Annotated in this window: 15 protein-coding genes and 1 pseudogene; all 16 read left to right on the forward strand. The window is 55.2% G+C overall.

Annotated features, from left to right (window positions below; genetic code table 11):
- The first annotated feature begins 12 nt into the window (after window positions 1-12).
- The 16 genes and pseudogenes from R3F07_10650 to R3F07_10725 all read left to right on the forward strand — a co-directional run bounded on the left by R3F07_10650 (window position 13) and on the right by R3F07_10725 (window position 21,598).
- A complete protein-coding gene (locus R3F07_10650; protein MEZ5276827.1) occupies window positions 13-1,137 on the forward strand; it encodes a DegT/DnrJ/EryC1/StrS family aminotransferase in 1,125 nt (374 codons plus the stop codon).
- A 112-nt stretch (window positions 1,138-1,249) separates the two neighbouring features.
- On the forward strand, window positions 1,250-2,380 hold the full coding sequence (locus R3F07_10655; GenBank protein MEZ5276828.1) for a GNAT family N-acetyltransferase: 1,131 nt from the start codon (window positions 1,250-1,252) through the stop codon (window positions 2,378-2,380).
- A gap of 263 nt (window positions 2,381-2,643) precedes the next feature.
- Window positions 2,644-4,866 carry a cellulose synthase operon protein YhjQ/BcsQ gene (locus R3F07_10660; protein MEZ5276829.1) on the forward strand — a complete coding sequence of 741 codons (2,223 nt, stop codon included), beginning with the start codon at window positions 2,644-2,646 and terminating at the stop codon, window positions 4,864-4,866.
- 58 nt (window positions 4,867-4,924) lie between these two features.
- Entirely contained in the window at window positions 4,925-5,338 is a 414-nt protein-coding gene (locus tag R3F07_10665; protein ID MEZ5276830.1) for a four helix bundle protein, read from the forward strand.
- Between the two features lie 154 nt (window positions 5,339-5,492).
- Window positions 5,493-7,910 (forward strand): glycosyltransferase, encoded by a 2,418-nt coding sequence (locus R3F07_10670; protein MEZ5276831.1) that lies wholly within the window; start codon window positions 5,493-5,495, stop codon window positions 7,908-7,910.
- A gap of 137 nt (window positions 7,911-8,047) precedes the next feature.
- A complete protein-coding gene (locus tag R3F07_10675) occupies window positions 8,048-9,034 on the forward strand; it encodes a polysaccharide deacetylase family protein (protein ID MEZ5276832.1) in 987 nt (328 codons plus the stop codon).
- A 46-nt stretch (window positions 9,035-9,080) separates the two neighbouring features.
- Window positions 9,081-9,956 carry a glycosyltransferase family 2 protein gene (locus R3F07_10680; GenBank protein MEZ5276833.1) on the forward strand — a complete coding sequence of 292 codons (876 nt, stop codon included), beginning with the start codon at window positions 9,081-9,083 and terminating at the stop codon, window positions 9,954-9,956.
- Between the two features lie 78 nt (window positions 9,957-10,034).
- On the forward strand, window positions 10,035-10,808 hold the full coding sequence (locus tag R3F07_10685) for an FkbM family methyltransferase (GenBank protein ID MEZ5276834.1): 774 nt from the start codon (window positions 10,035-10,037) through the stop codon (window positions 10,806-10,808).
- A gap of 61 nt (window positions 10,809-10,869) precedes the next feature.
- Window positions 10,870-11,835, forward strand: a complete 966-nt coding sequence (locus R3F07_10690) for a glycosyltransferase family 2 protein (GenBank protein MEZ5276835.1) — start codon at window positions 10,870-10,872, stop codon at window positions 11,833-11,835.
- Window positions 11,836-11,939: 104 nt separating this feature from the next.
- Window positions 11,940-13,801 (forward strand): annotated as a pseudogene (gene asnB / locus R3F07_10695) (asparagine synthase (glutamine-hydrolyzing)).
- Window positions 13,795-14,637, forward strand: coding sequence for a polysaccharide pyruvyl transferase family protein (locus R3F07_10700; GenBank protein MEZ5276836.1), 843 nt, complete (start codon window positions 13,795-13,797; stop codon window positions 14,635-14,637). The pseudogene asnB and the gene R3F07_10700 overlap by 7 nt, the downstream one beginning before the upstream one ends.
- Window positions 14,638-14,648: 11 nt before the next feature.
- Window positions 14,649-15,194, forward strand: a complete 546-nt coding sequence (locus R3F07_10705) for a polysaccharide pyruvyl transferase family protein (protein MEZ5276837.1) — start codon at window positions 14,649-14,651, stop codon at window positions 15,192-15,194.
- Between the two features lie 264 nt (window positions 15,195-15,458).
- Window positions 15,459-16,763 carry a right-handed parallel beta-helix repeat-containing protein gene (locus tag R3F07_10710; GenBank protein MEZ5276838.1) on the forward strand — a complete coding sequence of 435 codons (1,305 nt, stop codon included), beginning with the start codon at window positions 15,459-15,461 and terminating at the stop codon, window positions 16,761-16,763.
- Between the two features lie 40 nt (window positions 16,764-16,803).
- Window positions 16,804-18,675 (forward strand): right-handed parallel beta-helix repeat-containing protein, encoded by a 1,872-nt coding sequence (locus R3F07_10715; protein ID MEZ5276839.1) that lies wholly within the window; start codon window positions 16,804-16,806, stop codon window positions 18,673-18,675.
- Window positions 18,676-18,962: 287 nt separating this feature from the next.
- Window positions 18,963-20,357: a hypothetical protein gene (locus tag R3F07_10720; GenBank protein ID MEZ5276840.1), complete on the forward strand. Its 1,395-nt coding sequence runs from the start codon at window positions 18,963-18,965 to the stop codon at window positions 20,355-20,357.
- Complete coding sequence (locus R3F07_10725; GenBank protein ID MEZ5276841.1) at window positions 20,354-21,598, forward strand: Coenzyme F420 hydrogenase/dehydrogenase, beta subunit C-terminal domain; 1,245 nt, start codon at window positions 20,354-20,356, stop codon at window positions 21,596-21,598. Before R3F07_10720 ends, R3F07_10725 begins: the two co-directional genes overlap by 4 nt.
- The last annotated feature ends 155 nt before the right edge of the window (window positions 21,599-21,753 follow it).

Genomic DNA, 21,753 nt, shown 5'->3' on the forward strand with positions numbered 1-21,753 from the left:
CCCAGAACCAAAATGCAGGTACCATTTCTTGACCTGAAGGCACATCACCAGCCTCATCGTGCCGAGTTCCTCGCGGCCATTGCCGAGGTCGTCGATGCCAACGCTTTCGCGGGTGGACCCTTTGTCGCGAAATTCGAGGAGGGATTCGCCGCTTACTGCGGGGTGAAGCACGCCATCGGCGTGGGCAACGGCACCGACGCCCTCTGGCTGTCGCTACTCGCGCTGGGCGTTGGCCCGGGCGACGAAGTCATCACCGTGCCCCTGACCTTCATGGCCACGGCCGAGGCGATCAGCTTCACCGGCGCAACTCCGGTCTTCGTGGATGTGGATCCGAAGACCTGGCTGATGGATGCCGCCAAGCTCGAAGCCGCCATTACCCCCAGGACGAAGGCCATCATGCCGGTCCATCTCCATGGCCAGACCGCAGACATGGACGCGATCAACACGATCGCCTGCCGACATGAGTTGCCTGTGGTTGAAGACGCCGCCCAGGCGCACGGTGCGACCAACAAGGGTCGGAAGGCCGGAGGAATGGGCATCGCTGCCGGATTCAGCTATTACCCCGGCAAGAATCTGGGTGCCTTCGGAGAAGCCGGAGCGGTCACCACCAACAACGATGAACTGGCCCGGAAGATCCGTATCCTGCGCGACCACGGCCAGGTCGTGAAGTACGAGCACGACTACATCGGCTGGAACGGCCGCATGGATGGGATCCAGGGAGCGGTCCTCTCGATCAAGCTCAAGCACATCGACGCTGCGAATGCGGCCCGCCATCGCCACGCCACCCAATACAACGAACTCCTCGGGGGCATCGAAGGCATCACCATTCCGACGGAGACGAAGGACAACAAGCACATCTACCATGTTTACGCGATCCGGGTGGAGAACCGGGACGCCCTCGCCAAGGCCCTGAACGAAAAAGGCATCGCCACCGGCATCCACTACCCCATCCCCATCCACCGTCAAAAGGCGTATGGGGACTTGGGCCACCAAGAAGGGGACTTCCCCGTCAGCGAGCAATGCGCCGCCCAGTTCCTCAGTCTACCGATGTATCCCGAACTCACCGAGGACCAGGTCACCTACGTCTGCGATACGCTTCGCTCCGCCTTATCGCAGGAATCATTCGCTACCGTTTGACCCGATCTCCTATCTTCGATCTCCCACCTTCGCGAGCCCTGCTCGCCCTTTTACATTCGTGTCAATTCGTGAAGATTCGTGGGCGAAAGAAACCCCATCCCCCATCTCCGACTTGTCCGGGCGTATCAACGAGGAGCCTGGTCTCCCAACTTCGTCGCGCCAGCGACCTTCAGACACCGACCACGGTCCACAGTCCACCGTCCACGGATCGACGATCCAGATCGTCGATCCCCTGTCGGACCCATCCTGGGACGACAGAGTCCTCTCCCTTCCCAGCTATTCGTTCTTCCACTCCTCGGGCTGGGCACGGGTGCTCCGAGACACCTACGGTTACAAGCCCGTCTATTTCGTTCTCTCCGACGACAACGGCCTCCGTTCCCTCCTCCCGATCATGGAGGTCTACAGCCTGCTCACGGGAAGACGAGGAAGCGCTCTGCCATTTTCCGACGACTGCGATGGAGACCATGTCGATCCTGAGGAATTCGCAGCCCTTTTTCGAGCTGCGCAGCTTTACGGGAAAGAGAGAGGCTGGCAGACCCTGGAATGCCGGGGAGGGGTCGATTCGGTTCCCGATGCCACCCCTTCAACCTCATTCTACGGACACCGGCTCGACCTCAAGAAATCCCATCACGAACTGTTCTCGGGCTTCTATTCATCGGTCAGGCGAGCCATTCGCAAGGCGGAGCGAAGCGGCCTGCGCATCGAGAAGTCCTCTGATCGGAATGCCATCCTCGATTACTACGCATTGCACTGCCTCACCCGCCGGCGCCACGGGCTCCCACCGCAGCCCATAAGGATGTTCGAAAACATCCACCGGGACATCCTGAGTCAAGGAAACGGCTTCGTGATCTTGGGGCGTAAGGGACTCCACGCTGTTGCTGGTGCCGTTTTTCTTCATTTCGGCACCCATGCCATCTTCAAGTTCGGTGCCTCGGTCAAAGAGACCCTTCACTCCCGCCCCAACAATCTGATCATGTGGGAAGGAATCAAGAGACTGGCCGACCTGGGTCTCCCAACCCTGCATTTTGGCCGCACCTCCTTCCTGAACAAAGGTCTCCGCAACTTCAAACGAGGTTGGGGAACGACCGAATCGCGCATCGACTACCTGAAATACGATCTGAAGCTGGATCGTTACCTCCAATCCCCCGACCGCACCCAAGGCTGGCACAATGCCCTCTTCCGACTCATGCCCATACCCTTGGCTCGCCTGGTCGGGTCCATGCTCTACAAACACGTAGCGTAGAATTCTCTCCTTCAACGGGCCAGCTAAAGAAGAATCAGGGATTTCGACTGTAAAGAAGCTTCAAAACCGCACCTGAATGGAAACTCGAACTTGCCCAGGTTTTCTGATAGTTACTCAGAATACACGATGAGTCTCGTCCTTCTGTTTCGCCCCTTCATTCGCCCGATCTTCCATCTTCGATCTTCTATCTCCGCGAGTTCTGCTCGCTCTGAAGACCCGATCTTCCATCTCCCATCTCCCATCTTCGCCCGTAGGGCTCCGAAATGACTCCCTCCGACATCCTTTACATCCTCTTCAAGCACAAGTGGAAGATCATCCTCTTCTCCGTGCTGGGGATTGTCGCGGCAACCGCGGTGTTCATTCTGCGCCCAGGCCCCCTCGTCGCCCTCTACCGGACCGAGGCCCGTTTGTTTGTGCGCTACGTTGAGGAGGCTCAAGGACCATCGGCCGACCTGACAGAAGAGACCCAAATCCGGCGGGGCGGAGCCGAAGTGATTGTCAACGAGATCTCAATCCTGACCAGCCTGGACCTCGCCAAAGACACTGCCAAGACTCTCGGGCCTGAGACCATACTCGATGATTCGAAACCCATTATTGGGGACCCGGTTACTGTAGCTGGATTGCGTATTCAGGGAGGCCTGTCGGTTGAGGTCCCCCCACGCGGCGCGAGCATCCTCACTGTGGCGCTCATCGGCACCGATCCCGAAAATCTGCAACGAATTTTGACTCAGCATATCCAGCAGTACCTGGCCAAACACGTCCAGATCCACCAGGGCCCCGGACTCTACGATCAGTTCCTGACTCAGGAGACTGACCAATTGAGATCCCGTCTGGCAGCAACCGAAGCATCGTTGCGGCGGATCAAGGAACAATCTGGCATTGTTTCTCTTGAGGCAAGTAAAGATCTCTATGCCAATCAGTTGTCTTCGATCCAAGAGGGTATTATGACAACCCAGACCGAGATTGCGGAACACAAGGCTATCCTCGCAGAAATTCTCGGTGACAGGCTTCAAAGTGCTCAAGCAGTTATCTCCGATCAACCCGAAAATCAACCAACCAATCAATCGGAAGTACCGCCGGAAGTGATGCGGGTATACGAGAGTCTGAGTCTCCAACTCCACCGTCTCGAACTCCGAGTTAAGGAGCTTTTGCTGCAGTATCGAGAGGAGAGCGCACCGGTTCAGAGCCTCCGGAATCAGATAGCAGCCCAGTCCGCCCAAATGAAGGAAATGGAATCGGCACATCCCGATCTCGCGCATATCTCAACTCCATCTTTGACGACACCGGACTCGTCCGGCACCCCTGCAGCAACCAGTGCCGCTGCCGAAGCCCGACAGATCCGTGCTCTTGAGTCGCGACTGAAGATTCTTCAGAGTCAACTCGAAGAGACGCGAACTGCCGCAGTTGCACTGAGCGAAGTCGAGTCCCAGATTATCGGGCTCGAACGTCAGAAACAGATGCAGGAGGAGAGATACCGCAACTTCGCTTCCAGTCTGGAAAAGGCACGAATCGAGGAGGCGATGGGGTCCAATCGCATCTCCAACATCACAGTCGTCCAAAATCCATCGCCACCAAAGGAGGAGACCGGAAAACTCCTGGGTGTGGTTGCCGCCTTGGCCATCGGAGGTCTGGCCATCGGAATTGCTCTTTCGTTCGGCCTCGAGATGTTTCTCAACCAGACCCTCCGGCGACCATCGGAAATCGAGGGGATTCTTGGATTGCCGCTGTTCTTTTCCATTCCACGCCTCCGGCAACAGAAAAGGAGGCGCAAAGGCAAGGAATCCACATCATCCGCGCTCGCCCTTCAGGGGATCGAAAATGGAGTCGGTGCCTGGGAAAAACATCAGGACCTAAAGCCGGTCTGCGAGTCCCTGCGTGATCGGTTGATCTTCAATTTCGAGGCCCGGGATCTGACCCGGAAACCCAAGTTGGTGGGCATCACGGGGTGCGGCGAGGATTCCGGCGTCAGCACGATCGCCGCGGGACTCGCCGCCTCTCTCTCGGAAACGGGCGAAGGCAATGTACTATTGGTCGACATGAAGCCCGGCCAGAACACCCCGCATCATTTCCGTCAAGGCAGTCTTCAGGTTGGGCTCGACGAGGCTCTGGAACTCCAGCGGAGGGATGAAGCGAAGGCCGGCGAACACCTGTTCGTCGTTTCGGAATCAACCGCCAGCAACGGAAGCGGCCCGAAGGGCATGCTACCGACACGCTTTACGAGCCTTGTTCCGAAGATGAAGGCCAGCGATTTCGACTACATCATCTTCGACATGCCCCCCATCACCCACAACAGCGTGGCCACCAGCCTGGCCCGCTACATGGACACGACCCTGATGGTGGTCGAATCCGAAAAGACCAACCGTACGACCGTCAAGAAAGCCGGTGAAATGCTCGCCGAAACCGGCGTCGAATTCGGGGTCGTCGTCAACAAGACGAAAGAATACGTCCCGAGGTTCATTCAGGAGGGGCTGCTTGGTGGAGAATAGCGGCGAAGCCGCCGCCGAGCTGTTATCGGTTAAGGGGTATGGGTTAAAGGCCTGAGTCATGGGTGACAAATACCAGCCAGGTGCAGAAACAGCGGGGACCCACATCCGGAGTTTCGAAGACCTTGAGTGCTGGAAAGCCTGTCGTGAGCTACGAACATTCGTGGTCCGCCGCATCATACACGACCTGCCGGCCGCCGAAAAGCATCGCCTTGCCGACCAACTGTTTCGGGCAGCAAGATCGACCACTGCTAACATCGCGGAAGGTTACGGCCGATTCCACTACGCCGATAACAACAAATTCTGCAGCAATGCCCGCGGTTCAGCGTGGGAAGTTCTTGATCATTTGATCACGGCCAACGACGAAGAAATGATCACAGAGGGTCAACTGAAAGAAGGAAGAGAACACGTAGCCAAGGCAGTTCGCTTACTCAATGGCTACATGGCCTATCTGAAGAGGGCCAGCCAACGCTAGGCGCTGGCAGTTATCGGAAGATTGTTACTCGTTGTCAGAGAGAAAGCATTACTCTCCAAATAGTGATTCCCCGCGCCACAGAGCGCCCCCCCAATTAACCGATAACAAACTGACGCAGTCAGCCTTCACCAATAACAGTTTTGCTTCGCAAAACATGTTTCTCCGAAACACATATTACAACGCCAAGCCCTTCATCCCTGCCCGTCTGCGGTGGGCGGTGCGGCGGTGGTTTGCGCGGCGGAAACTCAAGAAGGTTGGGGATATCTGGCCGATCCTCGAGTCCGCGGGCAAAGAACCTGACGGGTGGCCCGGTTGGCCCGACGGGAAGCAGTTCGCTCTTGTTCTCACCCATGATGTCGAGGGTCAGCGAGGTCTCGATAACGTCCGTCCGCTGGCCGAACTCGAGATGAGTCTCGGTTTCCGCTCCTGTTTCTACTTCGTTCCGGAAGGCGAATACGTAGTGCCCATGGAGCTCATTGCCTGGCTCAAGGAGAACGGCTTTGAGGTCGGTGTCCACGACCTGCACCACGATGGAAAGCTCTACAAATCCAGGGAGCACTTCCGCAAGTCCGCCCAGCGAATCAACCACTACCTGAAGGAATGGGGTGCGGTCGGCTACCGCTCCGGGTTCATGTTCCACAATCTCGACTGGCACCACGACCTTGAGATCGAGTATGACGCCTCCACCTTCGACACCGACCCCTTTGAACCCCAACCCGACGGCGTCGGCACCATCTTCCCTTTCTGGGTACCTGCGCCGCAGAGCGGCCAGATGGCCGCAAGAGATCAGCGGTCAGATGTCAGAGGCCAGCAAGAGCACAAGAATTCAGACTCATCAATAGCGAATACACCAGTAACCGGTAACACCCCACCCATAACAGCGCCAATCGGCGCAGACCTTCGACCTTCTTGTCCCAGCGTATCAACGAGTAGCCGGACGACTTCCTCATCCAGTTCTTCCCTGACCTCCGACCTCCGACCTCCGACCTCTGAGAAGCTCAACAAGCCGCGAAGCGGTTACGTTGAGCTTCCCTACACCCTGCCGCAGGATTCCACGCTCTTCTTTCTCCTTTGGGAGACATCCACCCGACTCTGGGAACGAAAGCTGGACTGGATCGTCGCCCATGGCGGGATGGCGCTGCTCAACGCACATCCCGACTATATGGTTTTCCCGGGAACGCGAAGCCCCGGCAATAACCAGATCGAATCCTCGCACTATGGGGAGTTTCTTGCGGACATCGCGGCGCGATTCAGGGACCAGTTCGCGAATCTTCTCCCTCGTCAGGTCGCCAGAGGTTCAAGATCGATTCAGAGGACTCCGTGTCCGAGACGTTCCCGACGCATCGGCATGGTCACTTATTCCGACTACGAGACCGACAATCGGGTCCGGCGCTATGCAGAAAGCCTTGCCCGACGCGGCGACCACGTTGAGGTTCTGGCTGTGCAGGGAAGTTTCGGCCGCAGTCGGAAAAGCACACTGAATGGCGTCCACGTCACACAGCTCTCCAGGAAAGCCAGCCTTCGAGGCAGCATTCTTGCGTATTTCATCAAAGTCAGTCGGTTCTTTCTGCAGGTGTCCGGCGCCCTGACATTCCGGACGTTCCGCGATCGTTACGATCTCATCCACGTCCACAACATGCCCGATTTTCTTGTCTTCACGGCATGGATGGCTCGACTGCGAGGGGCGCGCCTCATCCTGGATCTTCATGATCTTGTGCCTGAGCTGTTCGCGGACAAGACCACCGGATTGAAGGCCCGCATTGCCGCGGGCCTTCTTCGTCTGGAGGAACGCCTCTCCGCCGCATTCGCTCATCACGTCATCATTTCCAATCATCTCTGGGTCAAGGAAGTCACCGGACGGTCCATCGAGAGGGAAAAATGCTCCGTCTTCATCAACAACGTCGACTCTGAGAACTTTCACCCGAGGCAACGAACACGTTTGGACGACCGACGCATCATTCTCTTTCACGGGTCCCTTTCGCAACACCAGGGTGTCGACCTTGTCATCCGCGCCATGCCGGCAGTCAGGTCAATTGTTCCGCGATCCGAGTTTCACATCTACGGTTCGGGATCATTCGAGGAGGACCTGCGGTTCCTCATCCGGGAGCTCTCTCTCGAGAACATCGTGCGGATCCATCCACCTGTTCCGCTCGAGAGGATCCCCGACCTCATTGCCAATGCCGATGTTGGGGTCGTGGCCAAGCGGGCGGACTCATTCGGAAATCGTGCCTACAGCACCAAGATCATGGAGTTCATGTCCCAAGGCATACCGGTCGTGCTTTCGCGAACGGAGATCGATCAGTTCTATTTCTCCGAAGACGAGGTCCGCTTCTTCGAATCCGGCAACGTCGCCGAACTCGGTGCGGCCCTCGTCGAGGTCCTCACGGATGGAAGCCTCGCCAGCCGCCTGTCCGAAAGCGGAAGGGCGCACGTCGCGGCCCATTCATGGACCAAACGGCAAGAGACCTATCTCGAGTTGGTGGACAATCTCATCGACGACCGCCTGGTTAAGAGTGATTTGAGTTACCTGAGACCCCAACTGCTCCAGGAAACAGCAGACGTTGCCAACTGATTCAGGCAACCCAAGCATCCGGTCAATTCCCTACGCTTTGCTCCGGCCTTCTGCTTCCTGCGCTAGACAGGCTCAATTGGCCCCAGGCCTGCGACCTTCGACAGGCAGCCTCGCCGCCTTCCCCTCTCATTCTCGCCTTGCGCCTGGATCGACAGATCTCCCTATTGCTGGGCCGCCCGCTTTCGCGGTTAATTCCACAACGGGGCCGCCACTTGCCGGTCCTGATGTACCACAGCATCAGCGACGACCCAGAGAATGGGACACGTGACTACTACAAGGTCTGCACCTCTCCAAAGCGGTTCGCAGAACACATGCAGTGGCTCACGGACTGGGGCTACCGCGGAGTGACACTGTCCGAAGGACTGGAATGGCTGAAGGATGATGTCGAAAGTCCAAGGTCGGAAGTCGAAAGTCAGGAAAAGAGAAACCTCAATGCCTCAAATTCGGCCGCCCCGGAGCGACCACATGACCCACACATTCCGATCGTCGACCTTCGACCTTCGACATCCATCCCGCTCCCCGTCGCGATTACCTTCGACGATGGCTTCCGCGATTTTCATACCGAAGCATGGCCTGTGCTGCGTAAGCATGGATTCGGCGCCACGATGTACTTGCCCACTCTTTACATCGGTACCAATCGCAAGGAATTTCACGGGCGCGACTGCCTCACCTGGACGGAAGTTCGCGAACTCCGGTCTCAAGGCGTCGAATTCGGATCTCACACGCACACTCATCCCAAACTCGTAGACCTCCCGTGGCCCGAAATTGAATCGGAACTCTCTGTCTCGAAAGAACATCTCGAAAACGAACTGCAGGAAAAAATCACCAACTTTGCCTATCCCTATGCTTTCCCACAGGCGAAAAGGGAGTTCACTCGGCGTCTCAGTGGGATCCTTCGAGCCATCGGCTATTCCTCCAATGCTACAACCAAAATCGGGCGATGCTCCGGCAAGTCTCATCCGCTGCAAATCCCTCGACTGCCCGCGAACACTGCTGACGACATGAAGTTGATGACCGCAAAACTGAAAGGAGCTTATGATTGTCTTTATTGGCTCCAACAGATCATGAAACGAATAGAGAAGAAAACCCTCGTCCCTAGATCGCATGATGATATACAAATCTAGAAATATCTTTTGATACAATTCCTAAAGGCCTGCTGCCCACCGGTCAATGAATAGAATCCTCCTGATTACTCCGGCTCACAACGAGTCGCAACTTCTCCATCGTCTTCTGGAAGCCGTATCCTGTCAGGACCTTCTCCCCAAAGAGTGGGTTATCATCGACGATTCCTCGACGGACGGAACGTTGGAAATCGCTAGAGAATTCGCCAAGTCGCATTACTTCGTACGGCTCATAACTACAGTTCGACCGGGTGGACACTCCTTTGGAAGCAAAGCCCGAGCGTTCAATTTCGCAATACAAGGTCTCGATCTAGACAAGTTCGATTTTATTGGGAACCTCGATGCCGATATCTCAGTATCCTCTAATTACCTCTCGTCTATAGCACGGATGTTCGCATGCAATCCGCAACTTGGAATCGCCGGCGGAAGAGTCTTCACCAAGAATGGGCGTCGGTTTATTTCATACGACAACTCCCTCCACAGTGTTGCAGGTGCCGTTCAGATGTTCAGGGTCCAATGCTTCCGGGACATAGGAGCATCCTACCTCGATCTGCCATTCGGAGGGATTGACGCCGCAGCCGAAATCCTCGCGAGGATGAACGGCTGGCAAGTCAAGAAGAATCCGGATCTGCACGCATACGAACACCGAATGACTGGCACTGCATCGACCGGACTGATTTCTTCTAGATACAGACTCGGACGCAGATTCAACTCTCTTGGATACAGTGCATTGTTTCAGCTACTGCGGTGCCTTTCACGAATATCTGACGCCCCCCCCGTTTTGGGATCATTTGCTGAGATCGTGGGCTATTTCCGTGCCCGGATTTCCGGTGAAGGGCCTATCTTGGAACCAGATGTCGTTCAATTCCTCAGATCAGAACAACGAAACAGGCTTCGAGCTCCCTGGAGTCAAAATAGACAATAGAGGAACCCTCGACGAACCCGAACCCCGAGTTCACAATCAACCAATACCATTTCCCGGAGAGACAGGAAGCGTGAATCTATGATATCTCCCCACTACTTTACTTTCCCATTCTATTTGCCGAGAACGATCTGCGAACTCGAAAATTGGACTACATATCTCAAAAACTATCTCTCACGGAAGCAGAATCCAGCGACATACATTCTACGATCCGGGCACCAACTCATTGATGCAACAGGCACATTAGCGGGAACGTTTGCAGTCGTCTTTATTCGAAGGGAATACGGCTTGATTCAAAGATGCCGATCGATCGTCGACATCGGAGCAAATATGGGAACCTTTACGGTTTATGCTGCCCGCGCCTGTCCCGAAGCCCGAATCGTCTGCTATGAGCCGGAGAGGAAGAATTTTGAGTATCTCTCCGCCAATCTTGCCAGAAACACCAATCCGGAACTCGTTACGGCATTTCGATCTGCTGTTGCTTCATCAAGAGGCTCACGATCAATGAACACAGGTGAATCTCCACTGAATACACTAATCGACCTACCTGATCTACAAGGGCGGCAACTGGTTTCATGCACAACACTTGAAGAGATCTTCGAAACTAATGGTTTCACCTCAATCGACTTGATGAAAATAAACTGCGAAGGCGCTGAATATGAGATATTCGAGACAGCCCCTCCGAACTGTGTTCGGCAAATTCGACAAATACGTCTCGAATACCACAATTTCGAAGCGAAAAGTGGTCGAACCGGACGAGCTCTTGGCCAGAAGCTTGAATCCATTGGATTCCGAATTGAACGCTTTTCGAATTACAAGGATATCTCAGGATTCATCTGGGCAACAAGGATATAGAAACGTCCCCTGCTTCGGAAGTATGCAAACCTTAACGCAGCTAACTTGATGGGTATCTTGGATGGATCTCTCCATCATCATCGTCAATTGGAACTCTGTCGAGTTTCTCCGGAAATGTCTCGCATCGGTCTTTACCCACACAAGCGGGTTCGATTTCGAAGTGATTGTCATTGATTCGGCCTCTTTTGACGGCTGCGATCGGATGCTCGATGACGAGTTCCCCACGGTCATCTTCATTCAGAGCCACGAAAACCTCGGCTTCGCAGGCTCAAACAATCGCGCTGCCGAAATTGCCCGCGGCCGCAACTTTCTTTTTCTTAATCCCGACACGGAGATCCACGAAAACGCATTCGCGCGTATGCTCAGCCTGCTGAAATCCCATGCTGATGCCGGGTGCGTGGGCTGCAGGCTGCTGAACTCTGATGGCACCGTTCAGACAAGCTGTATTCAGGCGATCCCAACGATTCCTAACCAATTCGCTGACTCCGAATTCCTCCGTCGCCGTTGGCCCCACTCAAAGCTCTGGGGCATGTCCGCGTTGTTCGAAGTCACCGAAGGACCACATGAAGTTGAGGCGATCTCCGGAGCTTGCGTGATGCTCCGTCGAGATGTTTGGAAGGAGATTGGCGGATTCAGCGAGGATTTCTTTATGTACGGCGAGGATATTGACCTCTCCTTTAGAGCCCGTTCGGCCGGATTCCGCAACTACTACGTGCCTGGCGCAGAAGTCGTGCACCACGGCGGGAGCAGCACAGAGAAGGCAATCAATGACTTCTCAATCGTGATGATGCGAGAAGCAATCTGGAGATTTTTGCGAAAAACACGTGGGATTGCATACGCGGCCGGATACCGAGCCGCGATGTTTACTTCCGCACTGTGCAGGTTGACAGCGCTTCTGCTATTGTGGCCGGGCCGGGCCGCACGTCAATCGAACCACAAGTACGCCTCACCATCCCGCAAGTGGTGGGCCGTGCTCCGATGGAGCCTGCACGCGCATCCATCGATCCGACATTTCTACAAGGCTTAGGATAAACTTTTCACCCGTCTCGCTTCGACCTATTTATGTGCGGCATCGCCGGAAGACTCCACTTTGATCAAGCCCATCCTGTCGACCCGGCAGCGATCCGAGCGATGATTTCAACAATCGCGCACCGCGGTCCCGACGGCGAAGGTGTCTATACGGAGGGACCAATAGGCCTGGGTCACCGCCGTCTCTCGATCATCGACCTCAGCAGCCTCGGTGCGCAGCCGATGTGCAACGAGAACGGCAAAGTCTGGATCGTATTCAACGGAGAGATCTACAATTTCAGGGAACTTAGGAACTTCCTGATTTCCAAGGCCACGTCTTTCGGTCTGGCACTGATACCGAAGTGATCATTCACCTTTACGAGGAGTATAGCGTCGACTGCCTCAAGTTCCTCCGCGGCATGTTTGCATTCGCAATCTGGGACAAACGCAATCAGCAGCTCTTCCTCGCGCGCGACCGGGTGGGAATAAAACCCCTCTACTTCACCCGCACCTCGCGCGCCTTTCTCTTCGCATCGGAGATCAAGGCACTCCTGACCGACCCCGATGTCGACCGGACGGTCAATCCCAACGCCATCGACCTGTTCCTGACGTTCCGTTACCTGCCTGGCACGGATACCCTCCTGCAGGGAGTCCATAAACTCGCTCCTGGACATTATCTTCTCCTTCGTGACAATAGGATAGTCGACCACGAATACTGGGACCTCGATTTCACCCAGCGCACCTCGTGGCGATCCATGGACGAAGCGGCCGAAGCCCTGGAGGACCTTCTCGGTCAGACCGTACGGGATCATATGATCAGTGATGTCCCGGTCGGCTTTCTTGCCAGTGGCGGTGTTGACTCCACCGCTCTGCTCAGCCATGCCGTCGAGCAGACAGGCAAACAGATCCAGACATTCACCGTCGGATTCTCCGGGGAGGGATTCGCTGACGAACGTCCCTATGCCAGAGCGGCTTCCAGAAGATTCGGAACCCGTCACCACGAGATCACCATGTCCGCACAGGACTTCCAGGTGTACCTGCCAGACTACGTCTGGCACATGGAAGAGCCGGTATGCGAGCCACCCGCCATCGCACTCCACTATGTGTCGAAATTAGCTCGTTCCCACGTGAAGGTACTCCTCTCCGGCGAAGGCGGCGACGAAGCCTTCGGTGGTTATCCCGAATACAAGAACTACGCTCTTCTCGAGAGGATGAAAGGCCTGCTCCCTCGTCAGGTCCGAGGCGTGACCGGTCGCGCTCTCGACCTGATCGGCCGGGCAACATCCTCTGAACGAATCCGAAAGTACGGAGCGCTGGCCCAACGCAACATGCCCGACTACTACTACAGTCGGGTATCGAGTCCGAACGACACCTTCAATCGAAACCGCCACGACCTGTACAATCAGGATTTCCTTCATCAACTGCGCCCGAATGCGGCAACGGCCCAAACCCGAAGGCACTTTGCAAGAGTCGCCGGTCAGCATCCCGTGAATCAGATGCTCTACGTCGATACCAAGACCTGGCTTCCAGACGACCTCCTGATTAAGGCGGACCGCATCACCATGGCCAACTCCCTTGAGCTGCGCGTACCGTTTCTGGATCACAAAGTCCTCGAATTCGCCGCCGCATTACCACCGGTCTTCAAGGTGAAGGGCCGTCAGACCAAGAGAATATTGAAGAGATCCTTCGCCGACCGGGTTCCGCCAGAGATCATACGACGCAAGAAAACCGGATTCCCTGTCCCTTTTGGCCGCTGGCTGAGTGGCGAACTCCGTGAATACGTACACGACACATTACTAGCCCCACAATCCGTCCTGACGACCTATTTGAACCGATCGGCCATTGAGGACCTCCTCAAAGCACCCGGTGACACCGGCAGTGACTTGTTCTCTCTGTTGGTCCTCGAATTGTGCCATCAGCAGGTCCTCGGGAATTCGCAGGGTCCAGAAAGATCAGAAAAGACCACTCAACAGCAAACATGCTGAAGACAGATCTGAAGAGTGGGCAGAGTTGCCGTTCCGGACAAACCGTTACGAATAGCGGTTCTGAAACTTCGCCGACAGCCGTACGCCAACCAAAAACACTCTGCCTCCTCGGCGCCTCCTTTGGTACTGACAATCGTGGTGTATCTGCACTCGCGGCTGGGACCATCAACGCTGCTATCCAGGCAAACCCGGACAATCGGGTCTTTCTTCTGGACTACGGCTACGAACCCACAACTACCGTCATACGGAGCACAATCGGTCCCTGCGAAATTGACCTCGTCAATATCCGCTTCTCAAAACGCATACTCCTCAGAAACAACGTCGCACACCTCATTGCGGTCGCTCTCCTCAAGAGACTGCTGCCCAATGACTATTGGGAACAACGTATCCTTCCGAAATACCCGGAACTGAAGAGCCTTTACGAGGCTGACACAGTCCTCTCCATCGCCGGCGGTGACAGTTTCAGTGACATTTACGGATTCGGCCGCCTCGTTTACGTCGCGTTGCCACAAATCCTGGCGATTCTGCTTGCGAAGGATCTGGTTCTTCTTCCTCAGACAATCGGCCCATTTCGAAGATCTGTTTCACGACGCATCGCCAGCTTCATCATGCAGCGGAGTACAGTGGTCTACGGAAGGGAAACTGACAGTATCCAAGTGGCGCGGACACTCGTCAGGACCGATTGTCAGAAGAAGCTACGATTCTCTCCAGACATGGCCTTTGCTCTCGAGCCATTCATTGATTCGGATCGTATGACCGCAGTCTTGGGGCAAACCGTGCCCGACAGACCCATCGTGGGCTTCAACATCAGTGGACTCCTTTACATGGGTGGTTAACACGAGAGAACATGTTCGGACTGCGGACCAGTCACAAAGAGCTAGTCGATCGGATCATCAACCGGTTGATTGAAGGTGGCGCACAGGTCCTACTCATTCCACACGTTTTTGGTACCGGCCCAAATTCCGAGAGTGACGTGAACGCTTCCCGGGAGGTACTCGCAAGTCTCGCACCGACCCTCACTCCCTACCTCACCATGGTATCGGGAGACTTTGACCAGCACGAACTCAAGGCGATTATCGGCAGTTGCTCCTTCTTCATCGGCGCGCGAATGCATGCCTGCATTGCCGCCCTGTCCCAAACCATACCGGCTGTCGGTCTGGCCTACAGCCCGAAATTTCGTGGCGTCTTCAACTCCGTCGGCCTTTCAGACCAGGTTCTGGATCTCCGATCAGCTGAAACGCAAGAGATAGTCGCGAGAATACTAGATGCCTTCCGAAACCGCGCCAATCTTCACAGACTATTGATCGAGAACGTCCCCGGGGTGCGAAGAAGAGTCCTCTCCTTCTTCGATCACCTGACGGAACCAGTCTTGGATACTCCTGTCGCAAGGTGAGATCTGGGCTGGAATTCAGAAAAATCGAAACGCCGGCACTGATCCCCCGGAGTTCGCCCTAAATCGCCGTTAATCCGCAATCCATCAAGGCTATCTCATTGTTGTTCCGCATCTTCTGACCTTTGCCATCGATCCACCGTTTCACTGTCAGCGTGTTGTAAAAGGCAAGAACTTCGATTTACCTTCAGGAATCACGTCCGTTCCCTCAATTGGGCAGACGACCTGATCCAGTAACTGGATCATTCAACCAAATCCAAAGCAAACGTGAAAATCTCGCTCCACCTTCGCCTCACGATCCTTGTCTCGGCCATCTTTGGCCTCTCGCCACTACTCATCGCTCAGACTTTTCACGTCAGGCAAGGTGCGAATGGCAATGGGTCCGATTGGAACAACGCTTACGGGTCTCTCCCCTCAACGCTCGTACGGGGTGCGACCTACTACATCGCTGACGGCAGTTACCCATCTTACACTTTTGACGACCCTAATACCGGAACCTCGCAGATAACCATCAAAAAGGCCACCGAATCTGAACACGGGACAACTATCGGTTGGTCCTCTTCTTATGGGGACGGACAAGCTTCCTTCTCGGGAGGCTTTGTGATGATTACCGACTATTACGTAATCGATGGCTCGAAACGGGACGAGAGCAATTGGTATAACGGGCTCAGTTACGGCTTTCGTTTGCCCAGTATAACGTCCGACTCAATTGCTTTCGGGAATGCTAGTGACCATATTACAGTCAAATACTGCGATATGGGCGGTAACTTCAGTGAGACCTATTACAGCGGAATGGGTGACGCAATCAAGGTAGCCTATTCCCAAACGGATTGGACTGTTAGCAGATGCTTCATTCACAACTCTGTCGGGACGATGGTGCAATTTGCAGGAGTCTCCAATAGTCTTGTTGAATTCTGTTGGTTTGGCCCGAGTTGGGGCAAGGTCGCAATCCGCGGTCAAGTTTCCTGTACAAATACTACATTTCGTCACAATATCTTTTATAACGCGGCGCAAACGGACCCAGAGGATTCCACTTCTGGCTTGACCGCAGAAATTGCACTATGGGACGGTCCCTCTTGGGATAATAATGAGATTTACGGCAACATCTTCTACAGCAAGGTAACCGGAGGAAGAAACACGTCGATACTAGTGGGTGGCAACGGATCAAGCTGGGTAGGCGCCGGCGGAGCAAATACGAAGGTCTACAACAATACCTTTGTGGGCTTTGTCGAACCAGCGGTCTTCCCTATGATACTTCTCAATGGATCCTCAACAGAAGCGAAAAACAATCTCTTCTTTGACTGCATAGATAGTGACGTAAGCGCTTCTAGTGCTAGCAACAACCTCCGAGCAACAGCAGATCCGTTCGTGAACCTCTCTTCCATGGACTTCAGATTGCACGAATCCAGCCAGGCACGGAATTCCGGGATCCAACTCGGTGGCCCCCCCTATGATGTCGATCGACTTGGAAACAGAAGGGGTGCGGATGGTGCCTGGGATGTTGGAGCCTACGAATTCTCAATTGGTATTGGCGTCACTCCGACCGCTCCGTCCGATCTACAAATCCAATAGACTACTGATTGTACATGTTCCTGGAACTCCGAACATCAAGATGACCAGAGTCTCGCTCCTCTACTTTATCCTGATCTGTTGCGCACCGCTAGAAGCCGCAACCTACTACGTTCATTTTGACGAGGGAGATGACTTTTACAACGGCCAGTCCCCCGCAAGTGCCTGGAAGCATAGCCCAGGTGATCCGAACGCAACTGGGATCCCAAGTGGAACGATCCTCTCCCCGGGAGACACGGTTCTATTCCGCGGCGGAGTTGTCTATCGAGGATCCGTTTCCGTGACCAGCAGTGGGAGTCCCGGATTTCCAATCGTTTACAGCGGAAATGCCTGGGGACCTGAGAAAGCGCGAATTGAAGGCGCAGATCCCATCAGCCCAACCTGGTCCCCCTGTCCCTCTCAAGCATTCGCCAAGGGAAATCCATACTACGCGAATATCTACTACACAGATTCCCCACCGGGTTTCCCGAGCTTTCTAACGGGCATCTTCGAAGACGGGGACTTTCTCTGGTACTCGCAGGGCCCGGACCTTGCAGACCCGTTCTACTATGACAATATCTCCGAATACTACCCTATCCCCAAGGGCAGTACTGCAATCAGGCAGACCCGAACAACCCTCACTGATGCGACACGATTGACTCAGACTGAGAGCGATTTCTGGAGTGGAGCTCATATCGCCACTTGGATTCAGGGAAACCTTGTCGCTGTGAAGGCTATCACAGGGTTTTCACCTTCGAGCAACACCGTCACCCACGAGGATCTGGGCGCCGCGCCCTACACTGACCGCCCCAGTTATTATTCACTCCTCAACCATGTTTCCCTTATAAGCAGGCCCGGCGAATACGCTTACGATTCCACTCAAAACAGGCTCTATGTCTGGCCCAGATCCTCCGGCGATGCCGGCAGTCACCTCTACTCGGTCCAGGTTCGCGATACAGCCTTCACTCTCTCTTCAGCCAGCCATGTCGTAATTGAGGGGTTTGATATTCGGCACTTCGCCCAGGGTGTTGCTGCCTCCAGCACCTCTGCGACCGGTGTCATTGTACGGAATAACTCTGTGAGCCGACTACGTTCCGCCAACAAATACTCAATCTTTATCAACGCCTCGAATTCCATTATCGAAGACAATGAGATTGTCAACTGCATGCGTTCTGTTGGCATTCTCTCGAGTGCGACCGGATTGACCGTTAGCGGCAACTTTGTCAGCCGGACCTCACGACAGGGAATCTGGTTCATGGGCGCAAAGCGCAGCATCATCGCGAACAACACTGTAACTGATATCAAAGGGAGCCACTCCAATGCGATTTCGATCTACAGTGGTTCGAGTGATATTCTAGTCGCAAACAATGTTGTTTCTGAAGCGACACTTCCCTTGACCTTTGAGGATAGCAGTGATCTGACGTTCTATGGGAATCTCATTGATGGCGGGGATAAGTCACGCCCGGTGAGCGAATGGTTCGGAATGAGCGGACGCGTTGGATTTATCAACAATACCTTTGCCAGGAACCCGGATTCTGTTTTTCTTTATGTTGTCAGCCCGGGATCGGCTCAGTATGTATTCGTAAACAATATCCTGGATGGCGGAGGACCCGCATCCATCCAGCACGAGCATAACATCTTCGTCGGTTCACCAGGCTGGAGTCTTTCATCGACGGAGAGCGCCTACTCATCGATTACTGACATCTTTGCTTCACCGCCTGAGCCCGATTGGAGCCCTAAATCCGGAGGACCTGCCGTAGACTCAGGCGCCAATCCCGTCCTGTATCTGCCGGTCACCGATTTCCCTGATTTCGACTTCTTGATCGATCGAAACGGCACCTCTCGAGGTAGCGGCGGCAGTTGGGATACGGGCTATTTGGAATTCAGTTCCGGAGCCTCCGTTCCAGTCGCACCGACCGGATTGGTTGTGCAATAGATTCTTTCTGGATACAGGCGCCACGTCTTGCGGATCAAATGGGGAATCCACGGGACCCGTAGCGTTCTGCGCCTCGACCACCAAGTTTCGGGAGCATCAGGGCTTCTTTTGGGGATTGTAAGCCCTCCGGCTTGGCGGACCACCGACTGGTTGCTTTGGAGATCGAATCCCGATTCGGTCGTTGCAGTGCCTGCCCCCGCATCTTGCTTGGATAACCCGACGAAGAAGGAGTCCCCGGCCAGTCGCTTACAGAAGGGACTGGTTTTTGTGAAGGTATCTTCACCACCATGAACGGTTTGGCCCTGACGTTCACTCTCCTGAGTGCGCTCGCACTTCTCCTTGTGCCAAGGCGTTGGGCCTTCCTCCCACTGCTCGCCGGGGTCTGCTATATCACTTATGGTCAGGGAATTGAAGTTGGAGCGCTCAACTTTACCGTAGTCAGAATCCTGATTTTCACAGGTTTCGTTCGTGCTATCTCGCGCGGTGAGAGGATTGTGGGAGGGTTCATCGTCCTCGACTGGGTGATGATCGCTTGGGGTTTGGCAGCAGCCGTCAGCAGCCTCGGGCACGATGATCCTTCCGGAGCCCTTATCTATCGACTGGGCCTCTTCTATGACTGCGGAGGCGTCTATCTTCTTGTTCGGACGTGGTGCCGGGATGTCGAGGATGCTGTCCACCTTCTTCGAGTCTGCGCTTTCCTCTTGGTTCCGGTCGCCTTCGAGATGCTTACCGAGAAGCTCACGGGGCAGAACAGCTTCTCGGTCTTCGGAGGCGTCTCTCTGGAGTCGGCCGTCCGGGAGGGAAGGATTCGTGCGCAAGGTCCGTTCATGCATCCGATCCTGGCAGGCACAGTTGGTGCCGTCTGCCTGCCGCTACTGCTTGGCTTTTGGCAGAAACACCGGTGGAGCGCAGTCCTGGGTTCTGCATCCTGTCTGACAATGGTTTTCGCCTGCGGGTCATCTGGACCCATGATGAGCGCCATTTTCGCGATCGGTGCACTCTTTCTCTGGCGTTACCGCACTCACATGCGAACCTTGAGGTGGATGGCCGTACTCACCTACATCGGCCTGGACCTGGTCATGAAGGTTCCCGCCTACTATCTCCTGGGACGTTTCGACCTGGCAGGTGGGAGCACCGGGTGGCATCGAGCCGAACTGATCAACTCGGGAATCCGTCATCTCGACGAGTGGTGGTTGGCCGGAACGGACTACACCCGGCACTGGATGCCCACTGGAGTCTCTTGGAATCCCAACCATACAGACATAACCAACCATTACCTTGCCATGGGAGTACTCGGAGGCCTGCCGTTGATGATCCTGTTCATCGTGGTGATGGTGATCGGATTCTCTTATGTCGGTCAATCCATCAGGGCGATACCTGAGACGGAGCAGGAAAGCCAGCGGTTTGTATGGGCGCTGGGTGCCTCGCTCTTTGCCAACGCAGCGACCTGCATCTCAGTCTCCTATTTCGATCAGTCCTTCGTCTTTCTCTACCTTACCCTGGGCTCGATCGCATCTGTGAAATCAATGGTGACCCGCAAGAAGTCAGCACTAGAGACCGAAGCTCCGGCTTCACCTACCGCTTCTCAAGTGACCAAATTGCCCATAGCCTACCGTCCGGGCTTCAACACAAACTGGTCTACCTCACACTTACACTCTCATCACGAAGACAATCCGAGATGAAGGCGAAAACTGTCAGGCAGATTGCTGATTGGCGCCTTTGCCTCGGATGTGGTGCGTGTTCCTATATCTGTCCGGACGACAAGATCTCGCTTTTCGACTGCGCATCCGAGGGTATACGGCCACTGGTCGCAGATGAGTATTGCCTGGCATGCAGGGATTGCCTGACTGTCTGCCCAGCCCATGGGATTGACCACAAAGAGCCTCTCCCCCGTTCGGGTTTGATCGCTGAGGTGCGGGAAGCGTTCGGTCCGGTCCTTGAAATCTGGGAGGGACATGCGACGGATCCCGAGATCCGGTTCACGGGGTCCTCCGGCGGAATCCTGACCGCTCTATCGCTCTTCTGCCTCGAGGCCGAAGGATTTCATGGTGTCCTGCATATAGGACAAGATCCCGCCCGCCCACTTCGGAACCATACCGTTCTGAGCCGGACCCGGCGGGATCTTCTGAACCGCACCGGTTCCCGGTATGCACCGGCCTCGGCCTGTGAATCACTACAACTGATTGAGGACGCGCCCGCGCCTTGCGTATTCATCGGACAGCCTTCAGAAGCGACTGCGTCTCGTAAGGCAGCGGAGCTTCGTCCTCGATTGAAGGGCAACCTTGCACTCGTCCTTTCGTTCTTTTGCGCGGGTTCCCCATCCACCCAGGGGACTATCGATCTCCTGAGATCCGCAGGTATCGACCCCGACTCGGTCGAGTCCTTTCGCTATCGTGGCAACGGCTGGCCCGGAATGTTCACCGTCAAGTTGAAAGATGAACCCAAGGCTCGACCCTTGATGTCGTATGCCGAATCTTGGGGATTCGTTCAGGCCTACCGACCGTTCTCAACCCATCTGTGCCCGGATGGGACCGGAGAGGATGCAGACATCTCCTGCGGCGATCCATGGTATCGTCCCGTTGAGGCGGGTGAAGCCGGAAGTTCGCTGGTGCTGGTTCGGACCGAACGCGGCAGAGAGATCCTGCAGAAGGCGATTCAAGCCGGCTACGTTGTTCTGAAACCCGCCGAACCGTGGAAGCTGCTAGCGTCCCAAAAGGGTCTCGTTGCCAAACGCGGCGCCGTCTGGGGTCGGCTGGCTACCATGCGTGCGATCGGACTCCCTGTTCCTAAGCTCCGCGGATTCTCGCTCTTCAAGAACTGGATGAAGCTGACGCTATCAGAGAAACTGCGTTCCACAGTTGGCACACTTCGTCGGGTCATCACCCGAGGCTACTACAGGCCGCAGGAACTGAGAAGAGACTGATCCCGGCGACTTTGCGTCGAGGACCGGCGACCGAACGAACTCCTCACTTGAATACGTCCACCATAGCGAGCGAACCCCGTCCGCCGGTCCCACGAGATGCCGTATCTATCCTTGTGGGAATCGCATCCCATGGTCATTCCCAGGATCACTTCCTT

The organism is Opitutaceae bacterium (assembly GCA_041395105.1).
In the GTDB taxonomy this organism is placed as follows: domain Bacteria; phylum Verrucomicrobiota; class Verrucomicrobiia; order Opitutales; family Opitutaceae; genus B12-G4.